At 41.4% G+C, this 23,972-nt stretch carries 19 protein-coding genes and 1 tRNA gene; 13 read left to right on the forward strand and 7 right to left on the reverse strand.

The genetic code is table 11. The annotated features are described in order from the left end of the window. Positions 1–212: 212 nt before the first annotated feature. On the reverse strand, positions 213–2,048 hold the full coding sequence (locus EV695_RS11555) for a TPR end-of-group domain-containing protein (protein WP_131906068.1): 1,836 nt from the start codon (positions 2,046–2,048) through the stop codon (positions 213–215). 433 nt (positions 2,049–2,481) lie between these two features. Between EV695_RS11555 and EV695_RS11560 the strand changes: the two genes are divergently transcribed. Beyond that, entirely contained in the window at positions 2,482–3,351 is an 870-nt protein-coding gene (locus tag EV695_RS11560; RefSeq protein WP_131906069.1) for a PhzF family phenazine biosynthesis protein, read from the forward strand. Positions 3,352–3,739: 388 nt separating this feature from the next. Here the strand turns inward: EV695_RS11560 and EV695_RS11565 are convergent, their stop codons facing one another. Further along, entirely contained in the window at positions 3,740–4,498 is a 759-nt protein-coding gene (locus tag EV695_RS11565) for a DsbA family oxidoreductase (RefSeq protein ID WP_207907055.1), read from the reverse strand. Positions 4,499–4,908: 410 nt separating this feature from the next. On the opposite strand from EV695_RS11565, the gene EV695_RS11570 reads away from it, so the two are divergent. After that, the gene (locus EV695_RS11570) at positions 4,909–5,472 is read left to right on the forward strand and encodes a PhnA domain-containing protein (protein ID WP_131906070.1); all 564 of its coding nucleotides are present in this window, start codon (positions 4,909–4,911) and stop codon (positions 5,470–5,472) included. Positions 5,473–6,223: 751 nt separating this feature from the next. On the opposite strand, the gene EV695_RS11575 is transcribed toward EV695_RS11570, so the two are convergent. From EV695_RS11575 to EV695_RS11595, 5 genes are all read right to left on the reverse strand, one after another. After that, positions 6,224–6,787 (reverse strand): ImmA/IrrE family metallo-endopeptidase, encoded by a 564-nt coding sequence (locus EV695_RS11575; RefSeq protein WP_131906071.1) that lies wholly within the window; start codon positions 6,785–6,787, stop codon positions 6,224–6,226. A 26-nt stretch (positions 6,788–6,813) separates the two neighbouring features. Beyond that, positions 6,814–7,164: a helix-turn-helix domain-containing protein gene (locus EV695_RS11580; RefSeq protein ID WP_131906072.1), complete on the reverse strand. Its 351-nt coding sequence runs from the start codon at positions 7,162–7,164 to the stop codon at positions 6,814–6,816. A 330-nt stretch (positions 7,165–7,494) separates the two neighbouring features. Beyond that, the gene (gene groL, locus EV695_RS11585) at positions 7,495–9,135 is read right to left on the reverse strand and encodes a chaperonin GroEL (RefSeq protein ID WP_131906073.1); all 1,641 of its coding nucleotides are present in this window, start codon (positions 9,133–9,135) and stop codon (positions 7,495–7,497) included. 58 nt (positions 9,136–9,193) lie between these two features. After that, positions 9,194–9,484, reverse strand: coding sequence for a co-chaperone GroES (locus tag EV695_RS11590; protein WP_131906074.1), 291 nt, complete (start codon positions 9,482–9,484; stop codon positions 9,194–9,196). A gap of 144 nt (positions 9,485–9,628) precedes the next feature. Then, on the reverse strand, positions 9,629–10,171 hold the full coding sequence (locus EV695_RS11595) for an FxsA family protein (protein ID WP_131906075.1): 543 nt from the start codon (positions 10,169–10,171) through the stop codon (positions 9,629–9,631). A 132-nt stretch (positions 10,172–10,303) separates the two neighbouring features. On the opposite strand from EV695_RS11595, the gene EV695_RS11600 reads away from it, so the two are divergent. From EV695_RS11600 to pnp, 11 genes are all read left to right on the forward strand, one after another. Beyond that, the gene (locus tag EV695_RS11600) at positions 10,304–10,627 is read left to right on the forward strand and encodes an H-NS histone family protein (RefSeq protein ID WP_131906076.1); all 324 of its coding nucleotides are present in this window, start codon (positions 10,304–10,306) and stop codon (positions 10,625–10,627) included. Between the two features lie 856 nt (positions 10,628–11,483). Beyond that, positions 11,484–13,943, forward strand: coding sequence for a protein-disulfide reductase DsbD (locus EV695_RS11605; protein ID WP_131906077.1), 2,460 nt, complete (start codon positions 11,484–11,486; stop codon positions 13,941–13,943). Positions 13,944–13,965: 22 nt separating this feature from the next. Then, positions 13,966–14,550: a TlpA family protein disulfide reductase gene (locus EV695_RS11610; protein WP_131906078.1), complete on the forward strand. Its 585-nt coding sequence runs from the start codon at positions 13,966–13,968 to the stop codon at positions 14,548–14,550. Between the two features lie 140 nt (positions 14,551–14,690). Then, positions 14,691–14,767 (forward strand) — tRNA-Met (locus EV695_RS11615). 147 nt (positions 14,768–14,914) lie between these two features. After that, the gene (rimP, locus tag EV695_RS11620; RefSeq protein ID WP_131906079.1) at positions 14,915–15,358 is read left to right on the forward strand and encodes a ribosome maturation factor RimP; all 444 of its coding nucleotides are present in this window, start codon (positions 14,915–14,917) and stop codon (positions 15,356–15,358) included. A 17-nt stretch (positions 15,359–15,375) separates the two neighbouring features. Continuing rightward, positions 15,376–16,908 (forward strand): transcription termination factor NusA, encoded by a 1,533-nt coding sequence (gene nusA, locus EV695_RS11625; protein ID WP_131906080.1) that lies wholly within the window; start codon positions 15,376–15,378, stop codon positions 16,906–16,908. Positions 16,909–16,928: 20 nt separating this feature from the next. Continuing rightward, a complete protein-coding gene (infB, locus tag EV695_RS11630) occupies positions 16,929–19,742 on the forward strand; it encodes a translation initiation factor IF-2 (RefSeq protein WP_131906081.1) in 2,814 nt (937 codons plus the stop codon). Positions 19,743–19,760: 18 nt separating this feature from the next. Continuing rightward, positions 19,761–20,150 carry a 30S ribosome-binding factor RbfA gene (gene rbfA, locus EV695_RS11635; protein WP_131906082.1) on the forward strand — a complete coding sequence of 130 codons (390 nt, stop codon included), beginning with the start codon at positions 19,761–19,763 and terminating at the stop codon, positions 20,148–20,150. Between the two features lie 2 nt (positions 20,151–20,152). Continuing rightward, positions 20,153–21,085 (forward strand): tRNA pseudouridine(55) synthase TruB, encoded by a 933-nt coding sequence (truB, locus tag EV695_RS11640; RefSeq protein WP_131906083.1) that lies wholly within the window; start codon positions 20,153–20,155, stop codon positions 21,083–21,085. Positions 21,086–21,402: 317 nt separating this feature from the next. Continuing rightward, complete coding sequence (gene rpsO, locus EV695_RS11645) at positions 21,403–21,672, forward strand: 30S ribosomal protein S15 (protein WP_131906084.1); 270 nt, start codon at positions 21,403–21,405, stop codon at positions 21,670–21,672. Between the two features lie 205 nt (positions 21,673–21,877). Continuing rightward, on the forward strand, positions 21,878–23,968 hold the full coding sequence (pnp, locus tag EV695_RS11650) for a polyribonucleotide nucleotidyltransferase (protein WP_131906085.1): 2,091 nt from the start codon (positions 21,878–21,880) through the stop codon (positions 23,966–23,968). The last annotated feature ends 4 nt before the right edge of the window (positions 23,969–23,972 follow it).

Raw genomic sequence — 23,972 nt, forward strand, 5'->3', positions numbered from 1 at the left:
CACTTTGAGGTAAATACGATCAACATTCAATCATAATCAGGAAATCATTTAAAACGACACCCCCCTACTTTGGCGCACTTTTTTATCAAATGGGGTCTTTATGCTTCAAACACTAAAGCTCTGTAGATCAGATAAAGGCAATGCAATCCAACCTACTACGCTACTTGATAAGGTGAGAACGTAACGTTTTAGGATTACTCAATTACAAAAATTCAGGCTTCAAGCATTTGTGATATTTCAATGAATTTCGGGTGGTCGCGAATCAGGTCCAGATCAGAATCATTTTCTATCCATTCTTTTGAAACGTATCCTGCGCCAATGGCGAATTCAAAGTGTTTGATGGCATCTTCAATATTACCCATTAATGCGCTGAGACAAGCGGCATTGTAATATACAGATGGCTCGTCCGGATCGATCGTCATTGACTTTTCCATCCATTTTACAGCCTCATCCTTTTCGCCAGCCCTGATGAGCACTTGTGCCCCAAGATACAGCGCACGCGAATCACCAGGGTTTAATGCAAGGTGATTATTCACCACCTTGATGCAACGCTTAATTTCTTTATCACGTTTTTCTGTTTCGTTTAAATCATCATAAGCGGCGACTAAAAAAACCGACGATTCATAGTCATCAGGTCGTGTTTTAGATGCTGCTTCAAACAAATGGACGGCTTTCGATAGTTTGCCTTGTGCGCGACTGGCACGTGCATACTGATAATTGGCAACAAATAGATTAGGGTTGATTTGCAGCGCTTTTTCAAATTCCTGTTCCGCTTCCTGATAATCACCATTCTGCGACAATGCGATCCCGCGTGAAGAATGTGATTCTGCCAGATCGGGGTCGAGCTGGAGGGCTTTCTGGCTTAAATCGAGTGCTTTTTGTAGCGTCGATTTTTTCCTCTCAAAATACATATAATACTGCGCATAACTATCTGCAAGACCCGAGTAAGCCAAGGCATAGCTCTTATCAATATCAATCGCCTGAGTAAACAATTGAATCGCGTAATTAGTGGTATTCCTGTGAATGCGATGTAAATAAGATCGACCTTTGATGTAATGATCGTAAGCCTTAACATTCTGGGTTTTGGCTTTTTCTATTTTGCGACGATCCTTGGTACTGAGCTCAATTTCCAGAGATTCAACGATACTTTTTGAAATTTCATTTTGAATCGCAAATACATCTTCTAGCTCACGGTCATAACGGTCTGACCAAAGATGAAAACCATCCGCCACATTAATCAGCTGTGCCGTGATACGCAATTGATTGCCTGCTTTCCTGACACTACCTTCGACGATGGTATCTACGCTCAATTGCAAACCGATATCACGAATATCCTGATTCTTGTCTTTGTAGGCAAAACTTGAAGTTCGTGCAACCACCCGAATATCTTTCAATTGGGTAAGGTCATTGAGGATATCTTCCGTAATGCCATCGCAAAAATATTCCTGCTCGGGATCATTGCTCATATTCACAAACGGAAGCACCGCAACAGACGGTCTCATGTCTTTTGTATAAGATTGTGACTGGGCTGGCCTGTTCAGCTCAGGCAGACTGAGATCGCACCTAGCCTTGTATACTTTGATTGGCTCAACGACATTTTTAAATGATTTCTCGCCGAGATACTCAACCTCAATGCCTGTTTTGTTTTTGATATCATTGTAGACCGCACCAGAGATATTGATACTGCCTTTTTCAGCCAGATCCTGCAGTCGTGACGCCACATTTACGCCATCGCCAAGGACAGCACTGTTTTCAAAAATGACTTCGCCTTGGTGGATGCCGACACGCAGCCCGATACCGGCATTTATTGCTTCTCTCTGGATTTCGCACGCGCAGCGAACCGCATCGGTAGGGGTAGAGAAACTGGAAAGAATTCCATCTCCCATTTCATTGAGCCATTCTCCACGGTACTTATTGACAAAAGAACGATGAAATTCCCGGTTTTTATCCAGAATTTTTATAGCATTATCTTCATCGGCACCCATAAGAGAGGTAAACCCGACAATGTCGGTGAACATAATTGCAGCTAGTCTTCGAATTTTGGCCATATGCTAATTATCTAAATGAAAACAAAGATGTTATTCCTAATATAAACGAATATTGTTTTAATTGTTGTTAAATCGATTATATGCGGAAATTGCCAGTACCCTTATTAAGAAACCTCTGATCAAGTCCAATAATACTTAATTATATATGCAAAGCGGATTAGTTGAAGCACTAACAATAAACATTGTGGATAAAACAAAACCTTAGAATTGAATCATTCATTGGTTGATAGTCTTACTATCCAAATCAGGCTAATAGATGATTAATAGGTCACTCCCCTACTTTTAGGCACTTTTTCTATTTATGTTAACACTAACCTACTTATTTCCATCTTATATCTGAATATCTGATAGTGGATCTTGGATATAGTGATTAGCTAAACTCGTAATATAATAATAAGGTTCGTAGAAATAAATTAATCAAACGAGTCTTAGTATGAGTTTAATCAGAATTGCAGCATTTTCAGATGGTGATATCGGAGGCAACCCAGCTGGTGTCCATATCAGTGATGAACACCCTTCAACTGCGGAAATGCAAAAAATTGCAGCTGAAGTGGGTTACTCCGAAACTGTTTTCGCCAAACCACTATCAAAAGATAGTTCTGAAGGCTGGCGAGTTCGTTATTTTTCACCTGAATCTGAAGTACCCTTTTGTGGACATGCAACCATCGCACTCGGTGCGGCATTAGCAATGCAACATGGCGCAGGTGTATATCCGCTACAACTCAATGAAACCAATATCACTGTCGAAGGGTTCGCGGACGGTGACACTAATTCCGTTGTAGACACTTATTCAGCCGCATTGCAATCGCCAAATACACGTTCTGAACCCGCTGATCCAGCAATGATAAATGAAGCTTTAGCATTATTTGGTTACACCCAAGAAGACCTTGATTCAAAGATACCACCGGCATTTGCCAATGGCGGGGCAAACCATTTAATTATCGGATTAAATTCCAGAGAAGCGTTAAGTGCAATGGATTATGATTTGGATGCTGGACGAAGCTTTATGAACAAAGCAGGTTTAGTGACGGTAATGTTTGCGTATGCAGAAACACCTCAAATATTTCATACACGAAATCCATTTGCATCAGGTGGTGTCTTTGAAGATCCCGCCACAGGTGCAGCAACCGCAGCGTTTGCAGGTTACTTACGAGATTTAGAGTGGCCAAACTATATTGAAAACAAGGGCGAAATTAATATTATCCAAGGTGAAGATATGGGCGCTCGTTCCTTAATTCACGCCGAGTTTACAGAACAGATTGGATCTTCCATTCGAGTATCGGGTGCAACCAGAATAATTTAGATCAAATTCACACCCCCCTACTTTTATGTGGTTTTTCACTCAATAATAATGAAAACCACACCCTTCGGGCCGTCGTCGCAGAACTCCAACGTTGTCTATCAAGTAAATCCATGTACTTGACCTCATTTGAGGCAGTTCCGTTTAACTCACTGTTCTAATTCATTCCCGATGAATTAGTCGACTGCGTTCGGCTAGGGTGGTTTTTGTTGTTTATTATCATTTTTCTAATATTGGTAGTTGTAGCCTAGATAAGCGATAGCGTCATCTGGGTTTCGAGAGTTTATAATCAATAGTAAAGGTTTAATTAAGTGTCAATAATCATGCGTTAGATGGCGCAAGCTTATCTAACCTACGTATGCGGGTTAACGCGTTAAGGAGACTTACTTTTCTACTTCTTCTCATTGAGTAAGGCTACCAACAAGGCTTTATAAGCTTCAACCGGATTAGCTCCTCGACGAGCTACCCGCTTATCAAAAACCATCGTTGGAATACTGTGAACGCCTAAATCTTTCCAATATTTTTCATCATTTTTAACACGCTTTATTGCTTCAGCATCATCAAGCCTTGCTATTCCTTCTTCTGCATCTAATCCCACTTCTTTCAGAATTGAAGATAAAACTTCCCTATTACCAATATTTTTTTTCTCGCTAAAATAGGATTCCTGCAGTCTTACTTTCAGTTCCGTTTGCTTATTAAAGGCTTTCGCATAATCAAGTAAAACATGAGCATGAAACGTATTAGGTTTTTTCATTTCATCGTAGTAATTAAATGTAAAACCAGAATCTTTACCTGTTTTTGCAACCGATTTTCTTGTTTGTTTTAGCTTTTCGGGAGAGAGTCTATATTTGTTCATTAAATATTGATCTGCATTAATTCCTTCTTGCGGCATATCAGGGTTAAGCTGAAACGGATGCCAATGAATATCGACTTTATCCTGAACTTCTAACTCATCAATAGCCTGGCTAAGTCTCTTATAGCCAACCGCACACCAAGGGCACACAACATCAGAGACAATATCAATTCTTATTTTATCTTCAGATTTAATCTCAACTACATTTTCTGTTTGAGCCGCCAAGGCATTAGCACTGATAAAACTTATTTTTAAAATCATTATTAATATCAGTCGTTTATTTATTTTTCTTAACATTTATATTTCCCTGTAAATTCGCTGTATTCAATACCCTATAAAGCTTCATAGACTTCATAAAACATCTATGACCCAATTGTATGCTTAGTATAAGCGGTTCAGATTGAATACTTTTAATCTTTACAAAATCTTTACATAAGTGCCACTTGAAATGGTCTAGATACAAAAGAAGTTGAAGCAACGTGCTGAGTCTTCTCGCCACCTGAAAATAACTTCTTATAGGTCACCCCCCTACTTTGGGGCGTTTTTTTTACTATTAATTTTATTCGTGTTGTCGAATCGCGTTCCTTATCTGACCTAATGCGCTTGTACACACTTTTTAATCGAGTAAGCAATTATTATCATCTCGATTACTGAAGAAATATGTAAAATATTCTAGAATCATTTTTTCTGTGATCTACGAGTTAAACATGTCAATTGACCCTCTTTTACTAAAACGTGCCCATTCCAAATGCGAATTCTGTGGCTCTGATGAAGAGTTAGCTACTTATGACATCCCACCAATTACGTTAAAGAGCCTGGATAAATCTCTGTTAGTTTGCTCAACCTGTTTAGATCAAATCGAACACCCTGAAAAAATGCAGCCAAATCACTGGCGTTGTTTGAATGACACTATGTGGTCTGAAATACCCGCGATTCAAGCGATGAGTTGGCGCATGCTAGACCGCCTTAGAGATGAAGGCTGGCCAAATGATTTATTAGAAATGCTCTATATCGAAGATGATGTAAAGAAATGGGCAATGGCTGGTCTTAGAGCAGTCGATGGACCGACCCTAGACAGCAATGGAGTGGCATTTGCCCTAGGCGACTCCGCCATTATGATCAAAGATGTTTTTATCACTGGCGCTAATTTCACCGCGAAACGAGGAATGGTCGTAAAGAATATCGCATTAACAGATACCAATCGAAGCATCGAAGGAAACCTCAACGGCACACGAGTCGTTCTAGGCGCTAAAACGCTAAAGAAAGTATAAACCACTACACCCCCCTACTTTGGGGCACTTTTTCTAGTTAAATATGTAGCCTAGATAAGCGATAGCGTCATCTGGGTTTCGAGAGTTAAGTATTAAGAGCATTAGAGGTTAACCAAGTGCCAATAATCATGCGTTAGATGGCGCAAGCTTATCTAACCTACGTATGCGGGTTAGCGCGTTGGGGATTCAGGCGATATCTGATCGTTTTGACAGATAACTTAGTTAGGTAAAAGTCACCCCCCTACTTATGGGCACTTTTTTATTAAATGGAGTTTTAATTCAAAAATGACCTGTAGCTCGGATAAACGTAGTGCCATCCGACATGAGCATGTTCAATTGGAAAGAAATGTGGGATGACGTTCCTTATCCGACCTAGCCCTGGTTACCGCGTTTTGACATCAATTATTCACGTGAAATAATGTAAACAAACATAACTTTTTTGATCAAAATAAAGGAGCCTAACAATAGACTCCTTTATTTCTACTTATCGAAATAAGCTTAGCTGACCAGGATATGTTCTGCAGTGTTCACACACTCGTTCCCATCTACCTAATCGAAACCTTAGATACGAAGAAACATGTACAGCCCTGGGAAATCTACAAATTTTCATTGCAAAGTCCTCTTCTCGTAGAACGAATTAGACAAACCAACCGTACATGCTATATACTTTAAAGCGCCAACTAAGAAAGTAATATGTTTGGAATGGTGGATTTTGGTACGTTCTGTTTACCTTTTCACTTTCCTATTCTCTTTACTTCCTATAAATGCCCCTTTTATGAAGGGGCATTTTTATAAGTCCCTCTCTTCCTAATGCGTCTCGTGCTATTTTCGAAGAAGCTCCTGAGACCCCAAACTTTTGTTCTATTTCATACATAGATATCTCTGAACTTATTTCCCTGATGTCTATCAATAACTCTTGAGCAAACTTATTAGCCTGCCACTCAGAATCTTCAAAAGTTTTATGATCCCGTGTTGAGCTTCTAGCATATGCAGTTTCTTTTCTATGCAGCATAAAATGTCCCATTTCATGAGCAATGGTAAAACGACCGAAACCATCACCTTTCACTGCTTTATCATATACATCTTCCCTTATTTTTATTAAGCCTTTTTTAGGGTAAGAAAGTCCATACTCATTAGCCATTTCCTCAACTGCCACTATTTCCAACTCAATAATCCCTTTCTGATGTAAAAGTTCAACTACCTTAACAATAGGAAAGTAACTCTTTTTTATTTTTAGTACATCCTTGAAACCTTGAGATATAGCTCTTATATTCTTAGTAGTTCTAGGTTTTACTTTAAAGCCTTTATTAGCCATATAACTTCCTTATCGATTCAACTTCCTTATCGATTCAATATTTCCCAAAAATCAGACTTATCATCCTCTGATAAATCACCTATTTTCCTTGCAAAAGCACCGACTAAAGCTCTCTCATCATCAACAGAATTACTGAGATCTATCTTGACTGAGACAGGTGAATCTAATGCAGCCTGCTTTAGCTCTTCAATCTTTTCGTTACTAAGAGAAAAGTACTCAGTTACCTTATAAATCAAATCATCAGTGATTTTCTTTTTTCCATTTTCAACGGAAGAAAGATAAGCACTAGAAAAACCTATACTTTGAGCCATTTCACCTAAAACTACATCTTTATCAATTCTTAACTTACGAAGCATTTTTCCAAATAAAGTAATCATTATTATCTCCTTGCTACTCTCCCCTCATTTTTGCTGTCTTTGAACAAACAACAAAACTCATCTTATTATTATGGTTATATATTAACACCTAAATATAGGTCTGTCAATAAACCTATTATTGGTTAATAAACTAAAAAAGACTAAAAAAAAGGGACACAAATTGCGTCCCTTTTTAGGTAGATACTAAAATGTATCCGACAGATATTTCAAGCAGGATTTTTGCTCAAGATCAAGGCGGGGATTTGACTACAAGACCGAAGCGTACTTGAGTACGTGAGGGTTTGTAGTCAAATGCCCAACGCAGAGATTGAGCAAAAAGACTATTGAAATTTACATCATGCCGCCCATTCCACCCATTCCACCCATATCCGGCATACCGCCGCCAGCTCCGCCTTCTTCTGGCTTATCCGCTACCATTGCTTCGGTAGTGATGATTAGGCCAGATACAGATGCTGCGTTTTGTAGCGCTGTACGAGTTACTTTAGTTGGATCCAGGATACCCATTTCGATCATGTCGCCGTACTCGCTAGTACGTGCATTGTAGCCGAAGCTTCCTGCGCCGTTCTTTACTGCGTTAAGTACTACTGAAGACTCGTCACCTGCGTTTTGACAGATTTGACGTAGTGGCTCTTCCATTGCACGAAGTAGGATTTTGATACCCATGTCTTGGTCGTGGTTGTCGCCTGAAAGGTCAGAGATGTCTTGAAGTGCGCGAACTAATGCAACTCCGCCACCTGGTACCACACCTTCTTCTACTGCTGCGCGTGTTGCGTGAAGTGCATCTTCTACGCGAGCTTTCTTTTCTTTCATTTCAACTTCTGTTGCTGCGCCAACTTTGATTACTGCAACGCCGCCAGCTAGTTTAGCTACACGCTCTTGAAGTTTCTCACGATCGTAGTCTGATGTTGTTGTTTCCATCTGTGCGCGGATTTGGTCAACACGCGCTTTGATGTCTTCGCCTGTTCCTGATCCGTCTACGATTGTTGTGTTTTCTTTGTCTACTACGATACGCTTAGCAGAACCTAGATCTTCAACTGTGATGCCTTCTAGTGATAGGCCAACTTCTTCTGAGATTACTTTGCCGCCGGTTAGGATTGCAAGGTCTTCTAGCATTGCTTTACGACGATCGCCGAAACCAGGTGCTTTAACAGCTGTTACTTTTACGATGCCGCGCATATTGTTTACAACTAATGTTGCTAATGCTTCGCCTTCGATGTCTTCTGCTACGATAAGTAGTGGACGACCTGCTTTTGCAGCGCCTTCTAGTGTAGGAAGTAAGTCACGGATGTTTGTGATTTTCTTGTCATGTAGAAGAACTAATGGCTCTTCTAACTCAGCAGACATGTTTTGCTGGTTTGTCACGAAGTAAGGAGATAGGTAACCGCGATCGAACTGCATACCTTCTACAACGTCTAGTTCGTTTTCTAGTGCTGTGCCTTCTTCTACTGTGATTACGCCTTCTTTGCCAACTTTGTCCATTGACTCAGCGATGATGCCACCGATGTTTTCATCAGAGTTTGCAGAGATTGTTCCAACCTGTGCGATTGCATCGTTGTCTGCACATGGTTTTGACATTTCTTGTAGCTTTGCTACTGCTGCCTTAGTTGCCTGGTCGATACCACGCTTAAGGTCCATTGGGTTCATGCCTGCAGCTACTGACTTCATGCCTTCGCGAACGATTGCTTGTGCCAATACTGTTGCTGTAGTTGTTCCGTCACCAGCGATGTCAGATGTTTGTGAAGATACTTCTTTCACCATCTGTGCGCCCATGTTTTCGAATTTGTCTTCTAATTCGATTTCTTTTGCTACTGATACACCATCTTTAGTGATCGTTGGAGCACCAAATGATTTATCTAATACTACGTTACGGCCTTTAGGACCTAGCGTTACTTTTACTGCGTTAGCTAGAACGTTTACACCTTCAACCATACGTGAACGTGCGTCATCTCCAAATCGTACTTCTTTAGCCATTTTTATTTACCTCTAAATTTGTTTTTTAATCAATGAAAGTTTTTAGCGTTGTGAGTGATTACTCTACTACTGCTAAAATGTCTTCTTCTTTCATCATTAGTAAGTCTTCACCTTCAACTTTCACAGCTTGACCTGAGTATTGGCCGAATAGGACTTTGTCGCCTATTTTTACGTCCATTGCGCGTACGTCACCAGAATCTGTGATTCTGCCGTTGCCTGCTGCAATGATTTCGCCTGTGTTTGGTTTTTCTCCGCTTGCGCTATCTGGAATGATAATTCCACCAGCTGACACTTTTTCTTCTTCAGTCGGACGTACTAGAACTCGGTCGTGTAGAGGACGAATCGCCATGTGTAACTCCTTATAATGTAAATTTTAATTAAATTTATGTAATGTTTAATTTGGCTCATCAAGAGTGGATTAGCACTCTCGATCAGGGACTGCTAATGATAGGGTCAGATTTTAGTATTTCAAGTGAATTTTTTATTTAATTGCTCAAAGATCGCTATCTGACTTATTTTTATTGCTGATTACTATGGTTTCCTGGTGGACTTCTCCGTCTTTTACGACGGTGTATTCACCTTCTACGATATCGGCATCAGCGCCATCTGAGTTGAACGGGGAACCAGCTTGCCCATTGAAGCCTGCACCGAATCCACCCATACCCCCGGTTACTTTCATTGCTGATCGTTTGATTATATTACTCGCAATATATTGACGACTAAATGGCAACAAACATAAGAAACCAATGGTGTCAGTGACAAAACCCGGTGTCATTAAGAGTGCACCACCAACCGCGAGGATGATGCCTTCGACCATTTCCTGTGCAGGAATTTTACCTTGAGACATGTTCTGCTGAAATCGTGCTAGTGTGGATAAACCCTGTTGGCGCAGCAGCCCTGCACCAATTACAGCGGTTAATACCACCAGTATGATGGTTGGTAGTGCGCCGATAACTTCGCCGACTTTTATTAGAAAGTAGATCTCTGTGATGGGGATGATCAAAAATAGAACGGCAAAGATGGCGGTCGAACGCATAGATATACTCCACAATATTGAAGGGTAATTTTAATTAATACATTTGTTTCAATATAGTTATAAAAGGTGTTACTTCAATAGTAATATCATTTTAACCTTTTCGGGCCTTTTAAGAGCGTTTGGACATAAGTTATGAAAACCATTGATTTGAGTGAGTTAAATCTTGAAGAACTGATTTTTCTTCATGGCGAATTACCCAAATATATTAACAAGGCGAGAAAGGCTGAAAAGCTTGCATTAAAGGAACAAATGGAAGCGATGGCGGCTGAGGCCGGCTTTAGTCTGGATGAAATCGTGAATAATAAAAACAAAACCCAGATAGGATTTGTGAAAGCAAAATACAGAAACCCGGATGATTTCAATAAAACCTGGAGTGGCCGTGGCAAAAAACCCAAATGGGTTCAGGATTACATTGGAGATAAGGGCACTCTGGACGATTTATTGATTATTCTTTGATATATGATTTTCTAATCGTTTTTTAGCGACGATTCCTTACGGAATCTACGATGGACTTTAGTGAGCTTACCGTTTTGTTTTTTAAAACGAGTAACTCAATTATTTGACTTGTCATTTCTGGCTTTTGGTAAGCGTTAAACTGATAAACCATCGAACTCCAAAATTAGTCGGCCTTGAATTTGATCATTGTACATCGACGATTCCTTACGGAATCTACGATGGACTTTAGTGAGCTTATCGTTTTGTTGTTAAAACGAGTAACTCAATTATTTGACTTGTCATTTCTGGCTTTTGGTAAGCGTTAAACTGATAAACCATCGAACTCCAAATTAGTCAGCCTTGAATTTGATCATTGTACATCGACGATTCCTTACGGAATCTACGATGGACTTTTCTGGCTTTTGGTAAGCCTAGAAAAGCCACCCCCCTACTTTGAGCCGTTTTTTTTAGCTTGTTTTCTATTTAACTTGCATACAGCTTACTTACGTTATTATGAGCTTACTTACATTAATTATTAGTAACGTTGGGCTTTTTGATTTTATTGATGATTATGATTGGCGTTATAATGCAGGTTTTCCTTAAGTGGTGTTACTAGTTCGCATACTTTTCTTGCATCCATGACTCTGTTATAAAACGTATTAAGCTGTGATTTTTGCCTGTACGTATTGCACGTACTGTTGATTTGCAAACGATTTGAGACAGCTACTGCTAGAGAACCGGACTTTTTAAACGTTATACATAAACGACGCAGATAAAGTTGAGATAACGGTTATTGACCCTTTTAAACAATAAATTAGATTTTACGAGAGCGCGTAACGCCTTCGAAAGAGTCTTAAATAAATAAGATAACGCTTTTATGTTAAAGAAACTTTTACATAGTGCATTTTCCCTAAAGTCACTAACATCACTTATTTTGCTGTTTGTATCATTGAATACATTTGCAGCAAACCCTGACGATTTATTACCGCCAGATGAAGCCTTCAGCCCTTCATTATCGAGCAGTTCACCAGAGAGTTTAACCGCTACCTGGAATATCGCTGATGGTTATTATATGTACCGCAAGCGTTTCTCCTTCGAAAGTGAAACACCGGGCATCACACTAGGCGAAGCCACATTCCCTAAGGGTAAGATTAAAGACGACCCGGGTTTTGGCAAAGTAGAAACGTATCGCAACAAAATCGCTGTGCAAATTCCGTTGATTCGAGATGCTTCTGTCTCATCGGCTACGGAACTGTCGTTAAAAACCAAGTCTCAAGGTTGTGCAGATATAGGGGTGTGTTACCCACCGCAAAAGAAAACACTAACGCTGAAACTTGCCACGTTACCTGCACCTGCAATGGACCCCATTGCCGCAGCCAAAAAACCTGGCGCACTTTCATTAACCGCGCCTGCGAATGATGTTTTTACGCCGACGGCCTCTTCTTCTATTGCACCTATTCCTCTTTCTGACAAAGCACCCGCAGCAGGTTTAAGCCTTGCTGATGAGTTAGGCATTACCGGACTTGATGCGCCCAATGAACCACTCCATCCCGATGAGGCGTTTGGTTTTGATCTGACTGCTGTCGACAAACAAACACTCAATGCCCGCTGGGATATCCTGGAAGGCCATTACCTTTATCAGCATAAATTCAAGTTTGAAATTATTGATCCTGCGTTTGGGGTGAGCTTACAAAAAGTATCGCTCCCTAAAGGAAAGGAAGAGCACGATCAGTATTTCGGCGATATCGTTATCTACAATAAACCAATCGATGTAAAACTACCTTTTACAGGCGAAACGGATGAAATAACCGTAAAGTCGAGCTACCAAGGCTGTTCTAAGTTGACTGGCATTTGTTACCCGCCTCAACATAAAACGCAAAAGGTAAGCCTTACGAATGCGCCTGCGGCTATTGCCTCTACAGATACATCGGCCAAGTCTAATGCAGGCGATAACAATTCGACAGCTACTGCAAATACTGTTGAAGCAACAAATGCAGTTGCAGCGACAACCAAAGTTTCTGCACAGGATGGATTTGTCAATAAACTACTGACTGATAGTTTTCTGGTGGTTTTGTTTACCTTCTTCCTTGCGGGTCTGGCACTGACGTTTACTCCGTGCGTATTCCCGATGATCCCTATTCTATCTGGCATTATTGCTGGACAAGGTAGCGATAACAGCACGCGTAAATCTTTCTTCTTATCGCTTTCTTATGTATTAGCAATGGCTTCAACCTATGCCATTGTCGGCGTAATTGCGGCATTGAGTGGGGAAAATCTTCAGGTTGCCTTACAAAACCCCTGGGTGATTGGTGCATTCGCAGGTTTGTTTGTTTTGCTATCGCTCGCCATGTTTGGCTTCTACGAATTACAAATGCCTGCGAGTATTCAGAGCAAATTAACCAATATCAGTAATAGCCAATCCGGTGGCAGTATGTTGAATGCTGGCATTATGGGCTTGTTATCTGCCTTGATTGTTGGCCCTTGTGTCACCGCCCCACTTATAGGCGCTTTAATTTATATCGCACAAACTAAAGATGTGGTGCTGGGTGGTTTGTCATTATTTGCACTCGGCCTCGGCATGGGTGTACCCCTTCTGATTATTGGTACTTCAGCAGGTAAGATTTTACCTAGAGCTGGCGCCTGGATGGATAAGGTAAAAGCTGGCTTCGGCATTATGATGCTAGCTCTCGCTATCTGGATGCTTGAGCGTATTCTTCCGATGACTGCGATTGTATTGCTTTCTGGCATTCTAGCGATCTTCACCGGTATTTACATGGGTGGCCTCGATGCACTGAATGAGACGAGTACCGGCTGGAAACGTTTCTTTAAAGCGTCTGGTTTGGTCACACTGCTCTATGGCGCAATGCTATTAATTGGCGCAGCGAGCGGCAATGGTAGTTTAATCCATCCTTTAAAAGGCAGCTTTGCAAGTGGTGGCTCATCCGTTGCAGCGGTTGAACAAAAGCTCGTCTTTAGACAAATTAAAGGCGTAGAAGGTCTTGACCAAGCATTAGCGCTAGCAAAACAGCAAGGGCAAACAGTGATGCTGGACTTCTATGCTGACTGGTGTATTTCTTGTAAAGAAATGGAGCACGGCACATTTACCGATTTAAACGTGATTAATTCATTAAAAGAAACCGTATTGCTGCAAGCCGATGTCACACCGAATGATGACTTAGATAAAGCATTGTTGAAGAAATTCGGACTATTCGGACCTCCGGGTATTTTATTCTTCGATAAAAACAGTAAAGAAAACCTACCATTCAGAATTGTTGGAGAGATGAAGGCTGATCCTTTTAATAATCATGTACAAGAATTTTTAAAGACAGTTAAATAAATCCCCCATTCAAAGAGCAAGTATGAAAAAACTACCCATTATCGTCGCAATATTTTTATTCCTAGGTTTTGCCAGTGCCTATGCCGTCAAAAATGATGTGCATAAAAAGATATTTGGTGATGATTCATCCATTGTATTCCTGATTGAAAAGACATTAGGACATAACCCACCTGCGTTAGCGAAAGACATGGTCGGTAAAAACGCACCTGCTTTTACATTAACCAGCGAAAGCGGTCCGGTAAGTCTGGCTGATTACAAAGGTCAATTAGTGCTGCTTAACTTCTGGGCGTCATGGTGTCCGCCCTGTCGTGCGGAAATGCCGGGATTTATCAAGACGCAGGAAAAGTATAAGGACAAACCTTTTACTTTTTTAGGTGTTGCCATAGAAGATAAAGAAGATGTTTTATCTTACGCCAAAGAAATTGGGGTTAATTATCCCATCACCTATGGCACAGAAGACGCCTATAACGTTGTCAGTAGTTATGGCAACCCTGATGGTGCACTACCCTATAGTATTCTGATTAGTCCAGAGCAAAAAATCCTGCATGTTTTTTCTGGTTATTTAAGCGAAGATAAACTCGAAGAATTAATTGCTCAGAATTTGTAATTTAGATTTATTTTTTACTAAAAATGACGCCTGACAACCGATCTATCAACGGTTTCTGAATTAGATTAAATTAAATAAGAGTTTCTTAAAATTATTGCTTGATATTACAAATAAGTATCCCTATAATTTCCCTCCTCTGATGCGGGGTGGAGCAGTCTGGCAGCTCGTCGGGCTCATAACCCGAAGGTCGTAGGTTCGAATCCTGCCCCCGCTACCAAATTCAGGAAAGTAACTATTTCGACGTTATTTTCATAATAAAAAAGCCCCGTTTTAACGGGGCTTTTTTATTATTTACACTACTAGAAAACTCAAGAAAACCGAACCAAGTAAGCTCGCGCCGACAAGGGAAACATAAGGAAGCATTGTGCAAACTGCATTAAACAATTTAGTCAAAAATACAGTTGAAGGACTAGACTTCATACTTTGGGGATACGAATATCGCCCTCACAGTGAAAGCGCACTTCTTCGAGTATTTATTGAAAAAGAAGGCGGCATTAGCGTAGATGATTGCGCAACTGTCAGCAGACAACTTGGTGCTGTACTTGATGTTGAGAATATTATTCCAGTAGCTTATATTTTGGAGATATCTTCTCCGGGCATGGATAGAGTTTTGTTTACTGCTGATCAGTACCAAGACTATATTGGTGATTCTTTAAAAATCAGAACCAGAACACCAATTGAAGATAGAAGAAATTTTAAAGGCTCATTAGTCAGCGCTAATGAGGACTTTGTAACAATCAAAGTAGACAATACAGAATTTGAAATTCCGTTTGAATCCATTGATAGAGCCAGATTGGTTCTGGACTAAAGGTTGAAAAAGAAACTATGAGCAAAGAAATACTATACGTTGTTGATGCTGTATCAAACGAAAAAAATCTAGAAGCAGAAGATATTTTTGAGGCGGTAGAAATTGCAATCGCAACTGCCACGCGCAAGAAGTATGGAGCAGAACAAGATTTCCGTGTAGATATTGATCGCGAAACAGGTGATTACGATACCTTCCGTCGCTGGCAGATTATGGATGATGAAGATCCAGAATTCGAATCACCAGAAAGACACATATTAAAAAGCTACGCAGATGATAGAAAGCTTGGCTTAGAAATTGGCGAATTCCTTGAAGAGCCAGTTGAATCAATTGAATTTGGACGCATAACTGCACAAATCGCTAAGCAAGTGATCATGCAGAAAGTTCGTCACGCAGAACGCCAAAAAGTTGCTGATGCATTCCAGGAAAGCGTTGGAAAATTGGTACTTGGTACAGTTAAGCGTGTTGATAGACGCGGCATCGTATTAGACCTTGGTGAAAATAGTGAAGCTATTATCCCTCGTGAAATGATGATTCCTCGTGAGATGGCTCGAATGGGCGATCGTATGCGCGGCATTCTTCAGGAAATTGACGAAGAAGGACGCGGTGGACCAAAGCTGATCGTTAGTCGTATTGATGATGACTTCCTGGTTGAGCTTGTAAAATTAGAAGTCCCGGAGATTGGCCAGGAGCTAATCGATATCATGGGTGCTGCTCGTGATCCGGGATCTCGTTCGAAGATTGCAGTTAGAGCTAATGTACCAAATCTTGACCCAGTAGGTGCTTGTGTTGGTATGAGAGGGTCTAGAATACAGACTGTAACGAATGAAATGAACAATGAGCGTGTAGACATTATCCCTTGGGATGATGATATTGCACGTTTCGTAATCAACGCTATGCAGCCAGCTGAAGTTTTATCGATTGTTATCGACGAAGACAAGAAAAGCATGGATATCGGTGTTGACGAAGAAATGCTTGCTCAAGCCATTGGTAAAGGCGGACAAAACGTACGTCTGGCAAGTAAACTAACAGGCTGGACACTCAATGTTATGAGTGAAGAAGAAGCCGAAAGTAAAAGTAAAAGCGAACAAAGCATCATGGTTTCTCTGTTTGCAGAAAAACTTGATGTAGATGAAGAAGTGGCTAGCATACTTGTTGATGAAGGCTTCTCAAGTCTTGATGAAGTTGCTTATGTGCCGATGGAAGAATTCTTGAAGATTGAAGAATTTGATGAAGAAATTATCGAAGAGCTAAGAAGTAGAGCACGTAACGCCCTACTCGCGCTAGCGATAACAGGAGAAGGTGGAAAACCTGCTCAGGATCTTCTAGAAATGAAAGGCATGAATAATGCACTCGCGCAACTACTCGCCAGCAAAGGCATCTGTACGATGGAAGACCTTGCGGAACAAGCAACTGACGAGTTAGTTGAAATTGAAGGTATAGATGAAGAGCAAGCTGCTAAGTTAATCATGACCGCACGTGCACCATGGTTTGCCGAAGCTGAAGCGGAAGAAAAGTCAGACAAATCTGATGAATCTGCTTCAAATGTGTAAACCAAATAGAGGGTTAATAAATGTCAGACATAATAGTAAAACAACTCGCCGAACTCATTGGCGCTCCAGTCGAAAGTTTATTACGACAACTTAACGACGCAGGAATCAGTGTTTCAGGCGCTGAAGACAGCATTACGGATGCGCAAAAGTTAAAGCTACTTGAATTTATTCGCACAGGTCAAGCGACTACAACTGAAGCTGCACCTAAGAAAGCGGGTGGAAAAATATCACTTAAAAGACGTTCTAGCAGCGAGATCAACGTATCTGGTGCTCAAGGTAAGACTAACGTCTCTGTAGAGGTAAGACGCAAGAAAAACTTTAGTCGATCAGCAACTGAGACAAGCAATGAAAGCGAAACCTCTAGCGCTGATATCGATGATTTAAATGCATCCGCGAATCGCACTAATGATCTGGCTGAACAGCTTTCTAACGAGAGAAAAGCTCGCGAAGACGCAATAGACAAGTCTAAAGCAGAACGTCAGGCGACCAGCGAACGCAAAGCGGAAGAAAAAATAGAGCGCGACACAGCGAAAGAAACTGCGGAAACTACAGCAGAAGCACCTCAGGAAGAAGTTACTGAGACTGCCGTTGAACCTGAAGTAACAACCGAGACTGTAGCAGAAGAGAGTACACCTACTGCTACAGAAGAAACGGCACCAGCGGAAACACCCGTTGCTGAAAAGACTGAAGAAGCTCCTGCAGAAGTTGCTCCTGTTAAGAAGAAACTTGAACTTCCAACAGATCCAAGAGAAAGACGTGAATTCCTTGCGAAACGCGCAAGAGATGAAGCTGCGGCGAAATTTAAGAAGCGCCCTTCTCGTCCGAAGCCAGTTCCTAAGCCTACACCAGCAAAACCTGCGGCTGCTCCTGCACCCGCTCCTTCACCTACTGCTAACGCAAATAAAGGTAAGAAGAAGCCGTTCCAGGGTCGTGGTGGAACACCAGGTGGACAGCTACATGTTAAAGAGGGTCTAAGCGGTCGTCGCAAGAAGAAAGGCAAACGCACCAGAAGTGTAAAAATTGAGCAATCAACAGAGCATGGATTCGTTGCACCAACAGAACCTGTAGTGCGTAGCATAGAAATCCCAGAAACTATCGTTGTATCTGAACTTGCTCAAATGTTATCTGTTAAAGGTGGTGACGTTATAAGAGCGATGATGGATATGGGCGTAATGGCTACTATCAATCAAGTGGTTGATCAGGACACCGCGATACTGATTGTTGAAGAAATGGGTCATGAAGCTAAAGCAGCAACCTCAGAAGAAGAGAAATCATCGACTGAAAACTTGCTTGAAGATACTAGCCAGTATGAAACATTCTCACGCGCTCCTGTTGTTACAATTATGGGACACGTTGACCATGGTAAAACATCGTTACTTGATTATATTCGTGAAAGTCGCGTTGCATCAGGCGAAGCAGGTGGAATTACCCAGCATATTGGTGCTTATCAAGTAGCAACAGCGAATGGCGTTATCTCTTTCTTAGATACACCGGGTCACGCGGCGTTTACACAAATGCGTGCACGTGGTGCGAAAGCGACTGATATTGTTATTTTGGTTGTTGCAGCTGACGATGGCGTTATGCCTCAGACTGAAGAAGCGATTAAACACACTCGCGAAGCGGGAGTACCATTAATTGTTGCTATCAACAAGATAGACAAAGAGTCAGCAGACCCAGAAAGAGTTAAAAGCGAACTTGCAAAGTTTGAAGTTGTTGCTGAAGAATGGGGTGGAGAAGACGTATTTGCTAATGTATCTGCTAAAACAGGTGAAGGCATCGATGGTCTTTTAGAATCTATTCTTTTAGTGGCCGAAGTAAGAGAACTTAAAGCACGTAAAGACGGCCCAGCTAAAGGCACTATTATTGAGTCTAGCGTGGTAAAAGGACGTGGTGCTGTTGCAACTGTTCTGGTACAGGAAGGCACACTTAAGAAAGGCGATGTAGTACTAGCGGGTTCTGAATTTGGACGTGTTCGTGCAATGACAGATGACCTTGGCAAGCCTATTACAGAAGCTGGCCCATCAACTCCGATTGAAATTCTTGGTTTATCAGGAACACCATCTGCAGGCGATGATTTAGTTGTACTAAAGAATGAGCGTAAAGCACGTGAGCTTGCAACGAAACGTCACGAGAAAGAACGTGAAACACGTTTTGCTGCTCAACAAGCGGCTAAACTGGACGCGATGTTCGAGAAAATGCAGGATGGCGAGAAGAGTACGCTTAATGTATTACTTAAAGCAGACGTTCAAGGCTCTCTGGAAGCAATCAAGAGCTCTTTAAATGCCCTATCTACCGATGAAGTTGTAGTAAATATCATCTCTTCAGGTGTGGGTGGATTGAGTGAAACTGACATCAGCCTGGCGCAATCTTCAGAAGCCGTTATTATCGGCTTTAATGTACGTGCCGATGCATCTGCAAGAAGATTCGCACAAGAGTCTGACACTGAAATTCGTTACTACAGCATCATCTACGAACTAATTGATGATGTTCGTGATGCAATGAGTGGACTACTTAAGCCTGAACTACGAGAAGAGCTTGTTGGTATTGCAGAAGTTAAGGACGTATTTACAGGTTCTGGCTTTGGTAATATCGCTGGTTGTTTGGTTATCGAAGGCAAGATCAAGAAAGACCTACCGATTCGCGTATTACGTAAAGACGTGGTTATCTATGAAGGTTACCTCGAGTCACTTCGTCGCCATCAAGATGATGTGAAAGAAGTTGCGATGGGTACTGAATGTGGTATCGGCGTTAAAAACTACGATGACGTTCAGCCGGGCGATCAAATCGAAGTATTTACACGTACTGAAATTGAAAGGAAACTAGAGTCTAGCTAAGTCGCTAGAGAAACCGATATGCCTTACGATTATTCACGCACCGACCGTATTGGTGAGCAAATCAAACGAGAGCTTTCCATGCTAATTCGCAATGAGATCAAAGATCCACGCGTTAGCATGGTGAGCATTCTTGATGTTGAAATCACCAAAGACCTTTCTAAAGCCAAAGTTTATTTTGATGCATTGAATCAAGAAGAACACGAAGCTTGCGAAAAGGGATTAAACAATGCTGCAGGTTTTCTTCGCAGAGAATTAGGTCACGCGATTAAACTGCGTAACACCCCTTCCCTGACGTTCATCTATGATGATACGGAACAGAAGGCAAACGACCTCTCTGTTTTGATAGACAAAGCCGTTTCATCTGATCAAAAGTCATCTGACAAAAAATCATCAGATAAAGAAGACTAACCTTGGCTAGACGCAAAGGTAATGACGTCGATGGCATTCTGCTACTCGACAAACCTCTTGGTAGAAGCTCTAACAACGCACTGCAAAAAGTACGTTATCTTTTTCAGGCTAAAAAAGCCGGACACACAGGAAGCCTCGATCCTTTAGCGACTGGCGTATTACCGGTATGTTTTGGCCAGGCCAGCAAAGTCACCCCCTATCTTTTAGATGCAGATAAAAGCTATCGCTGTACCGCTCAACTGGGAGTCACCACAACCACTGGTGATAAAGAAGGCGACGTTTTACAAGAACGCGAAGTCACTGGCTTTAATGAACAAGATGTAGAAGCGGTTCTAGCAACCTTCCGAGGCGCAATCGAACAAGTTCCACCAATGTATTCTGCGTTAAAGCATAACGGTCAGCCATTATATAAATTGGCACGACAAGGAATTGACATCAAACGCAAACCACGTGATGTAACCATTCACGAACTCGTGTTAATCGATAAAACTGAAGATTCCATCACTCTGGATGTAAGATGCAGCAAAGGCACCTATATCCGCACACTGGCACAAGATATTGGCGAAGCGCTTGGTTTTGGCGCGCATTTAAGCATGCTTCGAAGAACTCATGTATCACCCTTTAATTGTGACAAGCTTTATACCATTGAAGATATAGAACAACTCGCAGAAACAGGGAAACTCGAAGAAGCTCTATTACCCATCGACACGGCTCTTCAGGAATTACCTAGCTTAAACCTTAGCGAAGAAGAAACCAAACTACTGCGCAATGGCATTAAGGTAAAAAAAGCAGATACACCTGATTCCGACATGATTAGACTCTATAACCAGAACAACACATTCATCGGCATTGGCAGACAGTCAAAAAATGATAATGACGAGATTCAAATAGCTCCTCGCAGAATGATGAACACACACGAACCTTTATCTGAGTAGTTTTAAGTAGTTAAGTAGCCAAGTAGTAGTCAAAACAATAGACTAATTAATCAGTCTAAAACAGCGTAAATAAGCCCTTTAAGTCACCCCCCTACTTATAGCCCTTTTTTACACAAAGAATTAAGCAGAAGTAAGAAATTAAAAGGCTTACTTTGGTGCTTAGCGCGTGTTACAATGCGCCGTTTTTAGGGTAGTCAATATACAATTGAGGCTTGTTTCACTGAGCTAATAGGATTTTGACTACTTTTTTCAACCCAATCTACCCTGATATATTCATAAAATATACTTTGTAGGTACTTATCTGGAACTTAGGAACTATGTCTCTGAACGCAGAAACTAAAGCGAAAATCGTTGCTGAATATCGCTTGTCAGACACTGACACCGGGTCTTCGGAGGTGCAGGTTGCGCTTTTAACAGCGAATATCAAGCATCTTACGGAGCACTTTAAAATTCACAAGCATGATCATCACTCACGTCGTGGTCTATTGAGAATGGTTAACTCTCGTCGTAGCTTGCTTGATTATTTAAATCGAAAAGATTCAGCTCGTTATCAAGACCTTATTAAACGTCTCGGTATTCGTCGCTAGATTTAGAATACTTTAAACACCGCATCCGTGCGGTGTTTTTATTTCTGTATCATGACTTAAGGCTGTTTACAAAAGTTAATACCCACCCCCCTACTTTGAGGCATTAATTTTTATAAACATCCTTCGTGATACTAATCGATACTAAAGTCTCAACAAATATTTAAAACGCAAGAACACACAAGATTATATAAAAGGAACAAAAAACATGTTTGATGTTGTAACTACAACTTTCCCATACGGTGAACATACTGTTGAATTAGAAATGGGCGAAATCGCTCGCCAAGCTCACGCTGCTGTAAAAGTAGATATGGGTGGAACGGTAGTATTTGTATCAGTAGTTGGAAGAAAAGAAGCAAAGCCTGGACAGGACTTCTTCCCACTAACGGTTAACTATCAAGAAAAAACATACGCTGCCGGTAAAATACCAGGTGGTTTCTTCCGTCGTGAAGGACGCCCAAGTGAAGGCGAAACATTATTAGCACGTTTGATTGACCGTCCTATTCGCCCATTATTCCCTAACGGATACATGAACGAAGTTCAGGTTATCATCACTGTTGTATCTTTAAACCCAGAGATCCTACCTGACGTTCCTGCAATGCTAGGTACATCTGCTGCACTTGCGGCTTCAGGCATCCCATTTGCTGGCCCGATTGGTGCTGCACAAATTGGTTATAAAGATGGCGAATACATCTTGAACCCTAGTGTTGCTCAACTGGAAGAATCAGACCTAGACCTTATGGTTGCAGGTACTGAGCATGCTGTACTTATGGTTGAATCTGAAGCGAAAGAGCTTTCAGAAGAAGTTATGTTAGGTGCTGTTGTATACGGACACGAGCAAATGCAACCAGCTATTGCTGCAATCAAAGAGTTTGCTGCTGAAGTTGGTAACGAAACATGGGAATGGACAGCTGCAGAAAAAGATACTGCACTGGCTAAATCTGTTGCAGATATCTGTGAAGCAGACCTTAAAGATGCTTTTTCAACCGCTGATAAGATGGATCGTCAGGACAAAGTTGCAGCAGCTAAAGCTAAATTAATGGAAACGCTAGCAACAGGTGAAGAAGACGCACCGAGTGATAGCGACATTGGCAATGCATTCAAAGATCTTGAGAAAAGCATAGTACGTAGCCGCATCATCGCTGGTGAGCCACGTATCGATGGACGTGATAGCTCAACTGTTCGTGGTATCGAATCACGTGTAGGTGTTTTACCACGTACTCACGGTTCTGCGTTATTCACACGTGGTGAGACTCAGGCATTAGTAGTAACTACATTGGGTACAACACGTGACGCTCAAATCGTTGATGCATTACAAGGTTCTTACAAAGATGCATTCATGCTTCACTACAACTTCCCTCCTTACTCTGTAGGTGAGACTGGTCGTACTGGTAGCCCGGGTCGTCGTGAGATTGGTCACGGTCGTTTAGCTAAGCGCGGTGTTCTAGCGGTTATGCCTGATCAGGAATCTTTCCCATACACTATTCGCGTCGTTTCTGAAATTACAGAATCAAACGGTTCAAGCTCAATGGCTTCTGTTTGTGGTACGTCACTGTCTTTGATGGACGCTGGTGTTCCAATTAAAGCTCCAGTTGCTGGTATCGCAATGGGTCTTGTTAAAGAAGGCGAGAAATTTGCTGTACTAACAGACATCCTGGGCGACGAAGATCACTTAGGTGATATGGACTTTAAAGTAGCGGGTACTAAAGACGGTATCAACGCACTTCAAATGGACATCAAGATTGACGGCATCACTAAAGAGATTATGGAAATCGCACTTGAGCAAGCTCAAACTGCACGTTTACATATCCTTGATGAGATGAACAAAGTTATCGATAAGTCTCGTGACGATATTTCTGACTTTGCTCCACGTTACGTAACAATGAAAATTAACCCTGATAAGATTCGTGAAGTTATCGGTAAAGGCGGCGAGACTATTCGCGGCATTACAGAGCAAACTGGCGCACAGGTTGATATCGATGATACCGGCGCGATCAAAATCTCTGCTGTTGACGGCGCTGCTGCTAACGCTGCGAAGAAAATTATCGAAGATATTACTGCTGAAGCTGAAGTGGGCACTATCTACAACGGTAAAGTTGCAAAAATCATGGAATTTGGTGCTTTTGTAACAATCCTACCGGGTAAAGATGGTCTTGTTCACATTTCACAGATCAGTAATGACCGTGTTGAAAAAGTAAGCGATCACCTAAAAGAAGGCGATGAAGTACGCGTTAAGCTACTTGAAATTGACCGTCAGGGTCGTATGCGTCTAAGCATGAAAGAAGTAGATGCTGAGTGATTTA

This window comes from Cocleimonas flava (genome assembly GCF_004339015.1).
GTDB classification, from domain to species: domain Bacteria; phylum Pseudomonadota; class Gammaproteobacteria; order Thiotrichales; family Thiotrichaceae; genus Cocleimonas; species Cocleimonas flava.